General features: G+C 37.1%; 15 protein-coding genes. 8 read left to right on the forward strand and 7 right to left on the reverse strand.

Annotated features, from left to right (window positions below):
• The first annotated feature begins 14 nt into the window (after window positions 1-14).
• Entirely contained in the window at window positions 15-809 is a 795-nt protein-coding gene (locus PLE34_RS10840) for an SOS response-associated peptidase (protein WP_324556755.1), read from the forward strand.
• Here PLE34_RS10840 and PLE34_RS10845 read toward each other — a convergent pair.
• The 3 genes from PLE34_RS10845 to PLE34_RS10855 form a co-directional block, all read right to left on the reverse strand.
• On the reverse strand, window positions 806-1,048 hold the full coding sequence (locus PLE34_RS10845; RefSeq protein WP_324556758.1) for a hypothetical protein: 243 nt from the start codon (window positions 1,046-1,048) through the stop codon (window positions 806-808). The two genes, PLE34_RS10840 and PLE34_RS10845, sit on opposite strands and share 4 nt — an antisense overlap.
• Before the next feature lie 288 nt (window positions 1,049-1,336).
• A complete protein-coding gene (locus tag PLE34_RS10850; protein WP_324556761.1) occupies window positions 1,337-1,963 on the reverse strand; it encodes a hypothetical protein in 627 nt (208 codons plus the stop codon).
• Between the two features lie 8 nt (window positions 1,964-1,971).
• A complete protein-coding gene (locus PLE34_RS10855) occupies window positions 1,972-2,517 on the reverse strand; it encodes an OmpH/Skp family outer membrane protein (protein ID WP_324556764.1) in 546 nt (181 codons plus the stop codon).
• Window positions 2,518-2,823: 306 nt separating this feature from the next.
• Between PLE34_RS10855 and PLE34_RS10860 the strand changes: the two genes are divergently transcribed.
• The 7 genes from PLE34_RS10860 (at window position 2,824) to PLE34_RS10890 (ending at window position 9,807) form a co-directional block, all read left to right on the forward strand.
• Window positions 2,824-3,246, forward strand: coding sequence for a type IV pilin protein (locus PLE34_RS10860; RefSeq protein ID WP_324556766.1), 423 nt, complete (start codon window positions 2,824-2,826; stop codon window positions 3,244-3,246).
• A gap of 530 nt (window positions 3,247-3,776) precedes the next feature.
• Window positions 3,777-5,207 carry a GspE/PulE family protein gene (locus PLE34_RS10865; protein ID WP_324556769.1) on the forward strand — a complete coding sequence of 477 codons (1,431 nt, stop codon included), beginning with the start codon at window positions 3,777-3,779 and terminating at the stop codon, window positions 5,205-5,207.
• A gap of 51 nt (window positions 5,208-5,258) precedes the next feature.
• The gene (locus PLE34_RS10870; protein WP_324556772.1) at window positions 5,259-7,163 is read left to right on the forward strand and encodes a type II secretion system protein GspD; all 1,905 of its coding nucleotides are present in this window, start codon (window positions 5,259-5,261) and stop codon (window positions 7,161-7,163) included.
• Window positions 7,164-7,165: 2 nt separating this feature from the next.
• Window positions 7,166-8,383: a hypothetical protein gene (locus PLE34_RS10875; protein WP_324556775.1), complete on the forward strand. Its 1,218-nt coding sequence runs from the start codon at window positions 7,166-7,168 to the stop codon at window positions 8,381-8,383.
• Window positions 8,384-8,524: 141 nt separating this feature from the next.
• A complete protein-coding gene (locus PLE34_RS10880) occupies window positions 8,525-8,929 on the forward strand; it encodes a hypothetical protein (protein WP_324556778.1) in 405 nt (134 codons plus the stop codon).
• A 25-nt stretch (window positions 8,930-8,954) separates the two neighbouring features.
• Window positions 8,955-9,284, forward strand: coding sequence for a hypothetical protein (locus tag PLE34_RS10885; RefSeq protein ID WP_324556781.1), 330 nt, complete (start codon window positions 8,955-8,957; stop codon window positions 9,282-9,284).
• 13 nt (window positions 9,285-9,297) lie between these two features.
• Entirely contained in the window at window positions 9,298-9,807 is a 510-nt protein-coding gene (locus tag PLE34_RS10890) for a hypothetical protein (protein ID WP_324556784.1), read from the forward strand.
• 104 nt (window positions 9,808-9,911) lie between these two features.
• On the opposite strand, the gene PLE34_RS10895 is transcribed toward PLE34_RS10890, so the two are convergent.
• The 4 genes from PLE34_RS10895 to PLE34_RS10910 form a co-directional block, all read right to left on the reverse strand.
• Window positions 9,912-10,253, reverse strand: a complete 342-nt coding sequence (locus tag PLE34_RS10895) for a hypothetical protein (protein ID WP_324556786.1) — start codon at window positions 10,251-10,253, stop codon at window positions 9,912-9,914.
• Window positions 10,254-10,258: 5 nt separating this feature from the next.
• Window positions 10,259-10,654, reverse strand: a complete 396-nt coding sequence (locus PLE34_RS10900) for a hypothetical protein (protein WP_324556789.1) — start codon at window positions 10,652-10,654, stop codon at window positions 10,259-10,261.
• A gap of 637 nt (window positions 10,655-11,291) precedes the next feature.
• Entirely contained in the window at window positions 11,292-11,777 is a 486-nt protein-coding gene (locus PLE34_RS10905; protein WP_324556791.1) for a hypothetical protein, read from the reverse strand.
• On the reverse strand, window positions 11,777-12,648 hold an 872-nt coding region (locus tag PLE34_RS10910; protein ID WP_324556794.1), incomplete at its 5' end, for an RHS repeat-associated core domain-containing protein. The genes PLE34_RS10905 and PLE34_RS10910, both read right to left, overlap by 1 nt.

Raw genomic sequence — 12,648 nt, forward strand, 5'->3', positions numbered from 1 at the left:
GAAGTAATTGAAAAATGTGCTATTACAACGGTATAAAAGTAACACGGGATGAATACATCCGCTTGAAAGCGCTGGAAAAGCGTTTCGCTTTTCTTAATGATGAAATGGCAATTTACAAAGGGTTTGACTATGGCGATTATCCGGTCATACGACCTAAAGCCAATTCACATGAAACAGAGCGTGTGGAAATGCAGTGGGGCTTTTTACCTCCGTATGTAAATACAACAGAGAAGATAAAAAACTTCAGATATGGTTATAAGGATGCAACAGGTAAATGGAAGCCTTCCTATACCACGCTGAATGCCACCAGTGAACAGTTATTGGAAAAAATGTACAAGGATGCGGCATTGCACCGGCGCTGTCTGATACCATCTGCTGGCTTTTATGAATGGCGGCACGTACAGGTAGTTGGGAAGAGCGGCAAGTTGTTAAAAACGCCGGAAAAATTTCCTTACCACATTGAGATGGTCAACCAGCCCGAATTTTATATGGCAGGTATTTGGCAACCCAATACCAATTTGGATACCGGCATTACCACCGATACATTTGCGATTGTAACTACTGATGCCAATACACTTATGAAGCAAATTCATAACAGTAAAGAACGTATGCCCACCATATTGCCGGGAGATGTAGCAGAGGCATGGTTGTATAAAGACCTTAACGATCAGGAAATATTAGACATAGCCAACTATCAGGTAGCATCTGCCGAAATGAAGGCTACACCGCTGCATAAGGATTTCCTGAAAAGAGATAATCCGCATGAAGAAGTAATTTATCAGGAGGTGCCTGAGTTGGTATATTCTTAATCGTCTTTTCGTTCGTGGAAATTTATATAATCCTCGATCAGTCTGCCTACACCTTCAGCTTCTTTCTGCCTTCCTTCAGGAATAGAAGTCCAGAATTCACCAGAATTGAAATCCATTGCCCTGACCACAAGGAGGGGTTTGCGTTCACTGCTGAAAATGATATGGAATGCCAGCCAGTTCTCCATATCAACAGGTTGGATACGAAGCGTTGTATTACCGTAAGTGATTTCAAATGGCATTTCTGGAAACAAGGAATCTATCTGCAAATTTTATTTAAACAGCACATTATTTTTCAAGTTCACATTTCGTGGTGTTCAATCACCTGTCTCAATGCTTTTAATAAATCATTTAAATTTCCTTTTTCGCCTGTAAAAATTATATAATCACTTTCTGTTGGTTTGGGTTTTGACAGTAAATCCCTTTTAAGGTATATTGCTGTCCGATGCTTGAATTGGGTTAATAAGCAAACCAACATTCGTTATCTCGGCAAGCTATACGTGCCGCCATATTTATCAAGATAAAACTTTTTACAACGACTTGCTATAATCCAATCTCGGCACCTTTGCTATATCACTTTTCCTGATCCTGAACTTTAGCGCTCCGGTTCCAAATCCACATTCATCAATATTGATATCAAAAAAATCAGATTCCTTCATTTTATTTTTATCAAAACAAAGGAGCAAGTTACTTCCGTCGCTCATGCCGTATGTCTGATCAAACAAATAGTCGCTAAGCTCCACTGTATCGCGTTGAGGACTTGTAATAAGGCTGACATACCGGTTCATTTGAAAAGAAAGCACCTGAACCATCTTGCTATAATCGTTAAAACCTCCTAATTGCCGGATGGCCTCTCTGCCATTCTTAGAAAACTTTAGACGAAAATAATAGTAATTATCATATTTTTTTTCAAGGGTCAATTTTTGCAATGAATCCGTTACGGGCATTGTTTGCATTTCCTGGGCCACAAAAAAGGAAGAGGGTTGATACGTAAGTGTAACATTAATACCATTCACCTTATGCGCTTGCACTAACCCGCTTTTTTTATCATTAATATAGCGTATTAATTCTGCTTTCGATAAAGCTTCATCTTTATTGGAGCTACAACTTCCCCAAAGCAGGATCCATATTAGATTCAGATAAGCTACTCTCTGCATTATCATAGTTATTTTGCTGTTACGGTATATTCCTTGTTCAGTTGCTCGACAATCTTATCCGTTATATCCATTGAAGGATCCGCATACGCTATATTTCCATTAGTTGCAACCAAAATCATTTTATAACCATGCTTTTTCCCATATCGTAAAAGATAATTATTAACCGTAGTTAAAACACTTTGGGTAAGCCTTTGCTCTTCCTGTGCTGCGTTTTGATTGATGGCATTTTGATAATCATACAACTGTTTTTGTTTATTGCTGATCAACTCACGGCTAAGTTGGCGCTCTTTTTCTGAACCGGAAACTGCTGTTTTTTCATATTTTACCATTGACTCCTGTACCTCCCTTGTAAGGGAATCAATGTTTGCCTCCCATGTTTTCTTTTTGCTTTCAAATTCATTTCTGGCATGCACCATAGCATTATAGCCATTAAGAAGCTTACCTGAATCAACATAAGAGATTTTTTTAGCAGAAAAGACAAATTCAAATAACAGAAAAAAAAGCACAATGACAAATAGTGTCAAAGTAAGCAGGTTAGTGCGAAGAAAATTCATCAGGCTTGCAGATTTAAGGTTGATAATAATTTTGACTAAAATAAGTGCTTTTTTGAGTTCAAAGTATTTTTAAGCAGTTTTTTTCTTTATGCGGGATTCCCTGTTGCTTCTTAGCCGCTTTTTTACAAAACCATTAAGTGTAATCATGTAGTGAGATCAATCTTTAAGGTTTACAAAGCCGTGGGGAACAAATGAAAATGTAAATTGTTTTACAGCAGGTAAGAGAAACTAAATAAATACTTGTAAACTATTTGATTTTATCATTCAAAACTTCTACATTAGTTAATGCAATCAACCTACGTTACTATGAGAAAGTTATCAACCAGGCTTAAGTTCTACAGAGTCAGTTCTTTTACGCTTACAGAAATATTGGTAGTATTAATAATCATGGGCATTTTAGTACTGCTGGCATTGCCAAATCTTATGCCTTTGATCACTAAAGCCAAAAGCACAGAGGCGAAGCTTCAGTTACAGCATGTTTATACACTTGAAAAAAACTATTTCTTTGAAAAATCAAAATACGCTTCCATATTAGAGGATATTTCATTTGAACAGCAAAAGCTTTCTGCTGAGGGAGGACAAGCCAATTACAAGATTGAGATTATTGATGCATCCTCCAATTCGTTCAGAGCTCGCGCTACCGCAGTAGTAGATTTTGATGGCGATGGAAAGTTTAACGTGTGGGAAATTGATCACAATAAGAATTTAACAGAAGTAACACCAGACTAAATGTACTTGATTGTCCTTTCGCTAATCTTACTGACAGCAGCTTACATCGGGTATGAAGATTATAAGTACCGCGCGGTAAGCTGGGTATTGTTTCCCATATTGGGTGTTTTGGGAATTTCCTCTTCAATTATGTTAAGCAATTCCTATACAACAGCGCTTCTAAACTTTTCCGTTAACCTTACCTTTCTTACAATACAACTTGCTGTATTGTTCCTGTATCTTAACTATAAAAAGAAAAGTAATAGAGCGCTTACAAAAAAAATAGGGGCTGGTGATATTTTCTTTCTTTTAATGAGTGCCTTTTTTTTCTCTCCGCTTAATTTTCTCTTTTATCTTATATCGAGTTTAGTTTTCGCTTTAATAGTGCATCTTCTTTTCCTAAAAGGGAAATTATATCCCCAAAATCTCACTACGATACCACTGGCAGGGTTACAGGCAGTTTTTTTAATCCTGTGCTTGCTAACCAGTAAAACTGCACTTCAAATAAATATAACTGATGATTCCTGGATCCTATATAAGCTTCTGATAGTATGAAAAATACCGACATTTTTAAAATTGATCCTAATGCCCTGCAGGCCATTTCTTCAAAACTTGCCTGGTTTTACCGGATTATACCTTCAGGCAATGCAAACGGCGTTTTGCATTGCTTTATAGACCGTGAAAAATACAAAGACAGGATTGAGGATGAAATAGAATTGTTCCTGGGTAAAAAAATATTACTGGAATCCGTGGACAGTAATACAATAGAAGATAATCTTCAAATTTACTTTCCGGAAAATACAAAGGACACAAGACAGCAAAATGTATATTACCACGGTGATGCGGATTCATTTTTAACACACCTGATATCCGAAGCAAAGTCATTAAAAAGCAGCGACATCCACGTAGAAATATACGAAGAGAAATGCAGGGTGAGAATCAGAATAGACGGCGTTTTGGTGCAACGGTATATTTTAGATAAAAAGCAATACCCTTCGCTCGTAAATAAAATTAAGGTTATAGCCAACCTTGACATAGCGGAAAAAAGGCTTCCCCAGGATGGAAGAATTCTATTTGAGTTTAAAGATGAGAAATTTGATATAAGGGTTTCTGTATTGCCTACCCTGTATGGAGAGAAGGTAGTATTACGTTTGCTGAATAATGATACAGCCAATATTGAATTAACCTCTTTGGGATTTTCTGACGATGATCTGAAAAAGTACATGGAAAGCACGAAAAAAAGAAGCGGTATTATTTTGATCAGCGGCCCTACAGGTTCAGGCAAAACTACCACTTTATATGCAACACTAAAGTTATTGAACAACGATGAAAGAAATATTACTACCATAGAAGACCCTATTGAATATACACTTGAAGGAGTGAACCAGGTACAACTTAAGGAGAATATCGGCTTTAACTTCAGTGCAGCGCTTAGAACATTTTTACGGCAGGATCCCAATATTATTATGGTAGGGGAAATAAGAGATGTAGACACAGCCAATATGGCTATACGAACGGCGCTTACAGGACATCTTGTTTTATCAACTATTCATACTAATTCAGCATGGGGAATTATTTCAAGGTTGATAGACATGAATATTCCCCCTTTTCTGATTGCTAATACATTAAATATGGCAGTTGCTCAAAGGCTTGTCAGGTTACTTTGCCCGCATTGCAAAATAGAATCCGACTCTCACGGAATTGTATACCCTCAGAAATTTAAACCATATAAAGCAATAAGCGCTCAATACATCGCCAGGGGGTGTCCTGAATGTCACAACACGGGCTATAAGCAAAGAAAAGCGATATATGAAGTAATTATAATTGATGAAGAATTAGCAGAATTAATAAAGTCGGGAAGTATCAGCACCCCGGAAATGCTGGAACAAAAAGGGATAAAAACTTTATCTCATAATGCTTTTGAACTATTTGAAAAAGGAGAAACAAGCCTGGAAGAGATTTACCCATTACTTATGAATTAACTACAAACCCTGATGCGAAAGTATATTATAGTACTCTTGTTGTGCTTAAGCATGTCTCATTATCTTGCCAGTGCGCAGCCCCAACAGCAGCAAAACCGCCTTACCTTAATCGAGCAGCGCCTTGCTGATCTTTCTCAAAATGTACCCGGATTAAATCAAAAAGTAGAAACCGCCGTTTCTAATAGCTCCCTGCAGGAGTTTTTAAAAGGGCTTGCTGCCACGCATAATCTGAACATTTATGTTGATCCATCTGTAAATCAAAAAATTACAGGCTATTTTTCAGATGAAAAAGTCATCAATGTGCTGATGTACGCTGCAAAACAATATAATCTTGATTTCACCTTTACCGGAAGTATTATATCCATTTCAACTTATAATGATCCGTTGGCCAACCTCCCGCCACCTCCTCGATTAATCCAGATACAATATGATCCAAACTCGGATCATTTAACTATGGACCTTCAGGATGATTCCCTTTTACAGGTAGCTAAAAAGATTACCCAGCTCACAAATAAAAATGTCGTTTTGGTTCCGCAGCTTTTTTTTAAAAAAGTAAGTGGATATTTTCAGGATATGCCCGTTGAAAATGTGCTTGAAAAACTGGCTATCGCCAATTCCTTCAAACTAAATAAAACCAACGATAACGTATATGTACTTGAACCACTTAAGGAAGGGGAAGAGATTGTTACCCGTGAAAATAAAAATGTAAGTCCGAACTACTCAATAAAAAAAACAATTACCCGTCAGCCCGGCAGCACGCTATCGAATTCCATCAACATTGAATCTTCTGAGTCGGGAAAAAAATTTGTAAATCTTAATGTGGTTAACGCTCCAATAAAGGATCTGATAAGGGACATTGCCGAACAGGCAGGTATTAATTACTTTATGTATTCAGAAATTACAGGCGTATCAACTGCAAGTGTTCAGAACATGCTTTTCAATGATGTACTGACTTTTATCCTTCAGGGAACAAAATATACATTTAATGTTGATAAAGATGTGTATTTGATTGGAGACAGGAACGACGAAGGCTTAAGAAAACATAAGCTTATACGTTTGCAACACCGGTCTGTAGACTCTTTGCTCGCCGTTATTCCGCAACAGATTAAAGGCAATGTAGACATTAAAGAGTTTAAAGAGCTTAACAGTTTTCTCCTGAGCGGGTCAGAACCTGAAATAAAAGAAATTGAAGGTTTTGTTTATCAATTAGACAAAACAGTACCTATGGTTATGATTGAAGTAATTCTAATGGATGTAAAGAAAAGCAAGACTATTGAAACAGGTATTAAAATGGGAGTTTCAGATTCAATTGTTAGCGGAGGCACCATCCTTGGGGGATTGGATTTTACATTTAGCTCCGGTGACGTAAACCGGTTTATAGACCGTATAGGCTTAAATAATGTGTTTAATATCGGTCGGGTTACGCCAAACTTTTATGCTTCTTTAAAGGCTTTGGAGAATAACAGTAATATAGATCTCAGGCAAACGCCTAAACTCTCCACCTTGAACGGACATGCTGCCACTCTTAGTATAGGCAGCACGCGTTATTACGCAGCAAGCACCCAAAATGTGGTAGGATCCCTAAATCCACAAACAATAGTAACACAGCAGTTTTACCCGGTTGAAGCAAACCTGGCAATTGATATCCGGCCTTTTGTTTCCGGAGAAGAGCAGGTAACATTAAATATAGATATCAACATTACTGATTTTATCGGGAATGCCTCAATTACGGCGCCACCGCCTTCAGCAACGAGTAAGTTTAAATCTATAATAAGAGTAAAAAACGAAGAGATGATCGTATTGGGAGGAATTGAGAGGAATGAAAAAAGTGATGAAGGGTCAGGCATTCCTTTCCTTGCAAGGATCCCGGTTTTGAAATGGCTGTTCAGCAGTCGAAGCAAGACCACAAGTAAAACAGTATCAGTAGTGTTTATTAAACCAAGTATTTTTTACTAATTATGTGGTCTACTATTAAACAAAAAATACTACAACTATCAAAAGCTACCGGCGTTGAAATTGTTTTTACGCAGGAGCATAAATATATTGCGCACATAGTTTGCCTTACCCTTAGGAAAAATAAGATTATTGTAGAAAGGCAGGTAACAGGTGATGAATTGGTGCTGGAAAACCTGCCTAAATCTATTCCGTTATTTCTTACTTTTAACGGAAAAGGTGTACTGGTAAAGAAAGTTCCTGTTTCTACAGGAAAGGTCAGCACAATTGAAGATGTTTTGCCTGAATCAAACCCCAATGATTTTTATCATTCTATTGACAATTTTAATGGCTTTTCAACAATTTCGATTGCAAGGAAATCGCTGATAGATGAAATAATAAATAGTTTCAGGGCAAGGGGCTTTAAAGTACTCAATGTATCTATCGGATTTAAACCCGTGATGCTGATATTGCAGCATCTTAATCAAAATACAGGAGCCATAAAAAGCAGTACTTACCAACTCGAAATACAAAAAAATGAAATTACGGATTTTGAAATTGTATCGCCTGAGGCTGACAAACCGGTAGGCCAGGAATTCATTTTTTCAGAACAATACATAGCTGATTCACGTACAATTGCCCTCGGAACTGCGGTAGCGCTGCTTACAGACCAGATAGAAGTGGCCCCCGGTTTTAAAAATGAGACTATTCTCAATGAAAGAAGTAATTTTAAAAGCTATCTTTTGTTTAAGTACTTCGGATGGGCATTATTGATTGGATTGTTGGGTCTGCTCCTGATCAATTTTTTTGTTTTTAATTATTACGCCCAAAAAAACAACGAGCAGGAAACGGCGCAAAGATATACTAGGGGGAATGCGGCTATTGAAGAAAAGCTCAGACAAAAAGTACGGCAAAAAGAAAAATTCCTGGAACATACGGGTTGGCTGAACCAATATAAAACCAGCTATTTCGCTGACCGGATGGCAAGTTTACTACCTGCAGATATTGTATTAACGTCCATGCAGGTTAACCCTTTAAATAAAGGAGGAAATACTGTTAAAGGCGTCTCTTTCAGAATGAATACCATTGAAATTAGCGGGGATTGCACCAGTACAAGCTACCTTACCCAATTTATGAATAATTTAAAGAGCATACAAGGCGTAAAAAAAGCGAGTGTAATTAACTATACCTATAATAAAGAAAAAAATACAGGTTCTTTTATCCTGGAAATACTTACCTACTAAATGCTTAAAAACCTATCATACAGGCAAAAATTAAAAATACTTCCATTTGCGGCAGTATTAAGCATATTAATATGCTATAAGTTCGGTTTTGTAAACACCGTAAAAGAACATGAGAAATACAGTCATCAAAAAAAAACCGCTATGTTTGAAAAACAATTGGGTTATTCTTTTCAAATGTTGAATTCCCGGGAAAAAAAACTCAATGAACTATTAGATGGATTTGTGCTGGATACGCTTGATAACAGTAAAAATCTTCTTTCTGTAGCCACAACCTGGTGCCGGAGCAATAACCTTGAAATAAAGGAATTCAAGCCTTATGCTTATGCTGTGCTGGATAGTATGAGTATTATTACACAATCACTAACGGTTGCAGGAGGCTTTATAGATTGCCTTAAGTTAGTGAATGCCCTGGAGACACAATTTCATACTGGAAAATTAAGCTCCGTACAGTACAAATCAGTTAGAGACCCTAAAACCAAAACATTGGAATTAAATTGTACACTTTACATCCAAAATATAGACAACTATGGAACGAAATATAAATAAGTATGTTTATTATTTCTTAGCTATAATGAATACTATGCTTTTGGGTTGCGAAACTGCATTAGAGAAACCGCTTGAAAAGGATTTCGTAATCTTGCTTTCCCCTAAAGATAGCCTGGTAACCAGCACTACTTCTCAAACTTTTTACTGGGATTTATTAGACGGCGCTGCGGAGTACCAGTTGCAGGTTGTATCGCCTCGTTTTAACGCTATAGAAAGGTTAATCAAAGATACAATTATGAATGGGAACCAATTTACAATAGAGTTAGCAAAAGGCGATTACGAATGGAGGGTAAGGGGGCTAAACTACAGTAGTGCATCCCGATTCAACAATATTAATAGGCTGTATATTCATTAATATAAGCGTTACGATGCATCCCAGGAAGTTTAAATATTTTTTAATTGCCGGTGTAGCCCTGGTATGGGGAATAATTATTTACAGGATTATTCGAAGCCTTTCAAATGAAACACCTGTTGTGCCTGTGCCTCTATTGGCTGCTCCCACTTTTAATTATACCATTGAGCCGGATACTTTTTTTTTATTCGCTGACTATCCCGACCCATTTTTGCCAGATGAAGAAAATAGCGACACCGGTAATGTTTCAGAACCGAAACCAATAACCAATACGGATCCTGGTTTAAATCAACCACCCTTGCAAACAGCTCCTGCAGATAGTTTTGATCCATCAATAATTAAATATACCGGAATGATCGCTAACCCGGAAATGAAAATAAGGATGGCTATCATTAAAATTAATGAGCGGGAAGTTGTGTTAAAGGAGAAAGGCAAAACGGCTGATTTTACGTTGCAAAAAATACTGAAAGACAAAATTATAATCATGCATAAATCAAAACGATATGAAGTGTTGCGTGATCAATGAGAAATTTTGTGTTGTGAAGGAATTGATCTTGACTTGTATTTTTAGATGTAACTTTTTCATAAGCCATTCATTTATGTATTTTATATGACAAGCTGCACTTTTTACTACTGTTTAATTTGTTTTTCCAGTTCCTCTACTCTTTTGTTGACCTGAATAAGATGCAGGGTTAACTCCTCCACTTTCTCAAGTAATTTCCGGTTCATCTCGCCCAGCTCAACACCACCTGATTCGTTTATTTCTGCTGCTGAGGGCATGCCAGGCAAATGTTGATGTGCCTGAATATAATTTTCAATATCAGTAAACGTAGGTAAAGCATAACTGGTTTGAAAAACATAATCCGGCCATGGATTAACTGAAGTTACTTTTATCTCCCGCGCTCCAATGGTGCCTTCTACAGCCAGTTTAAATGAACCGGTTGTTTGGGTACCAATACCTACGTTGCCCACAGTGGTTATATGTTTAACCAGGTATTTGTACCTGCTGTATTACGCCATAAAAATTCTGGGCCGTCAAAATATACACGTTCTACGGCTGAACCGACCCTGAGATGAAAATAAGGATTTCCAAGATTTTCATGTAGTCCGTATCTCACGTACGAATTGGCAGAATAGGTTTCCAGATCAAACCGTGAGGCAGCACTTGGTCCAGACGAAAGATTTCTCACTTTTGCTATGGTTGCCGTAGTTTCATCCCTGCGAATATCTAATTGTGAGGTAGGTGCAGTGCCTGTGCCTATACCTACATACCCGGTATTGGTAGTGTAAATATGGGGAGAAGAGGTAGACCATTGTACAATGGAAAATTTACCAATTACAATTGCAGTTAACAAAAAAAGAATTTTTCTCATTGGAAATGTTTTTGAATTAATAAAGATGGTTGCTGAAATTTTACCTGCGCAATTTTACTTGTTTTGGCATTATTATAAATACGTTGTGAATTGTCTGCCGCATCTCAATTATGAAACAGGATATTGTTTACTATAATATTATTGTATTTATCTGGTTTTAATAGTTCTCTCATTCAGGACTTGTTACTGGAAAAAATTGATTGAAAATGGCTACTGTAGTTGGTGATACCCAATCTCATCGCCTATACACAAATACCAACAAGGCGAGATTTTCAACTTACACGGAAAAGAAACTCTTGCTCTTTTCTTATACCTCATTCTCGCCAAAATGGGGACCGATACTTTTAACAACGAGGTGTCATTTCGGCGTGTCTTCGGTCGGTTTACTTTCGTTCAACTTCTTTACACTTACCTAATGCCTTTACAGGCAACTTTTGCCTGAACATTCAGCACCGCAACTTTTGATTAGAGCACCTTCAGGTGGTTTGCATATCCCGTCTGTACAGCGTATGCGGTAGGCCTATTACCATCTTCTATACAGCATTGAAAAAGAACTATCTATTCTATCCATTCGTGACACACCCAACAACGGCGGAAAAATATTTTCCTCATTAATCCAAGCCATAGCGATAATTCATTAGTCCTTAACCGGAAGAAAAAGTCCATCTAAAAACTCGTATCTATTCGAACTGTTCTTCTTGTTACTATAATAAATCTTAAACTCCGAGAAACCACTCTTGCCTTTAGAAACAATTTCAGATTTAATAAAGGGCGTTTTTGAAAGGTTCCAATACCCATCCTTCCATATAATCAAAAAATTATTAGCCCCAAACGTAGAGCCAAATACACCCATTTCTAAAGCATAGGCTTTATTATTATCCCGAGCAGTAAAGTTTATAAGAGAAGAATCTGGCAATTCAACATTAGTAAAAATAATTTGATCTTCAACAACACCATTCCTATCTATGCGGAATATCAAATCCTTATTATGTTTAAAAACGTTTAAATAAGTTCCGGTAGCATCTAGCTTATATACCTTAATTTTTTTGTAACAAATCTGTTCCTGACAATAGCTATTACTTACAGAACAAATTAACACCATTGCTAGCATTATAGTTTTCATTACTTATATTTATACATTCTTAAATAGTTAGGCCGTACGCCCTCTACATTTACTTCTTGCAATTGAGAAAAATTCCAATTGGGCTTTTTACCTGCCGGCACCATACTTCTCGGACTATAATACAATAATGAATTATTAGTAATATCTGAACTAAGACCCGCATGAACTTTATATGTTATACTAAGCACATTTAACCAGGCTTGTCTATCCGTATTTGTTTTTATACCGCTATAAGGATTATCATAAACTGATCTATTATTATCTCCTGGTAATAGAGAAGAAAACTGATACTTTTGAGTAATTACACCTGTATAAGTATCAGGGAATTTATCACTATCGGTCCTATTCTTAATTATATTAGCTACGCTTTCTATTTCAGGAGATTTTCCATTTCGAATCTCTGCAAACATAACTCTTGAAAAAACCCCGAGATCACTATTCCAATCCAATTTAGGATTGTTATCAATAAGAGAAAAATATTCCTTAGTAATTGCCTTATCCCATTTAGGGAGGTTAGCAATAAAATTAACTCGTATAAAATCATCATTGTTAAGAAAAACAACCTGATCAATGCCGTCCTTAACATGCTTAACAGCTCCAGTTTGAGTATTTACAAAATCAGTATTTGTCTTTCCGCCATCTGGGTCAGTAAGACCAACCGGATCATTTCCCATGCTCACATAAGGAGAGTGGAACTGACCTTTTGGATCCACGCTGAGCCATCTTGCGATCTTGGAGTCATACATCCTCAGCTCGAACGCGTTCCAGTCTGTTTCGGGGTCTTTTTCCGCATACTGCCCCTGGTAGCCGTAGCGATAATCATTGGTGCCCGTGGTTTGCGGGGTGATCACCATACCGTAAGGATAATAAT

The organism is Agriterribacter sp. (assembly GCF_035445465.1).
GTDB lineage: Bacteria > Bacteroidota > Bacteroidia > Chitinophagales > Chitinophagaceae > Agriterribacter.

Coding starts and splice junctions, on each gene's coding strand:
- PLE34_RS10840 (WP_324556755.1), top strand. CDS start 15: ATGTGCTATTACAACGGTATAAAAGTAACACGGGATGAATACATCCGC.
- PLE34_RS10845 (WP_324556758.1), bottom strand. CDS start 1,048: ATGCCATTTGAAATCACTTACGGTAATACAACGCTTCGTATCCAACCT.
- PLE34_RS10850 (WP_324556761.1), bottom strand. CDS start 1,963: ATGCAGAGAGTAGCTTATCTGAATCTAATATGGATCCTGCTTTGGGGA.
- PLE34_RS10855 (WP_324556764.1), bottom strand. CDS start 2,517: ATGAATTTTCTTCGCACTAACCTGCTTACTTTGACACTATTTGTCATT.
- PLE34_RS10860 (WP_324556766.1), top strand. CDS start 2,824: ATGAGAAAGTTATCAACCAGGCTTAAGTTCTACAGAGTCAGTTCTTTT.
- PLE34_RS10865 (WP_324556769.1), top strand. CDS start 3,777: ATGAAAAATACCGACATTTTTAAAATTGATCCTAATGCCCTGCAGGCC.
- PLE34_RS10870 (WP_324556772.1), top strand. CDS start 5,259: ATGTCTCATTATCTTGCCAGTGCGCAGCCCCAACAGCAGCAAAACCGC.
- PLE34_RS10875 (WP_324556775.1), top strand. CDS start 7,166: ATGTGGTCTACTATTAAACAAAAAATACTACAACTATCAAAAGCTACC.
- PLE34_RS10880 (WP_324556778.1), top strand. CDS start 8,525: ATGTTTGAAAAACAATTGGGTTATTCTTTTCAAATGTTGAATTCCCGG.
- PLE34_RS10885 (WP_324556781.1), top strand. CDS start 8,955: ATGAATACTATGCTTTTGGGTTGCGAAACTGCATTAGAGAAACCGCTT.
- PLE34_RS10890 (WP_324556784.1), top strand. CDS start 9,298: ATGCATCCCAGGAAGTTTAAATATTTTTTAATTGCCGGTGTAGCCCTG.
- PLE34_RS10900 (WP_324556789.1), bottom strand. CDS start 10,654: ATGAGAAAAATTCTTTTTTTGTTAACTGCAATTGTAATTGGTAAATTT.
- PLE34_RS10905 (WP_324556791.1), bottom strand. CDS start 11,777: ATGAAAACTATAATGCTAGCAATGGTGTTAATTTGTTCTGTAAGTAAT.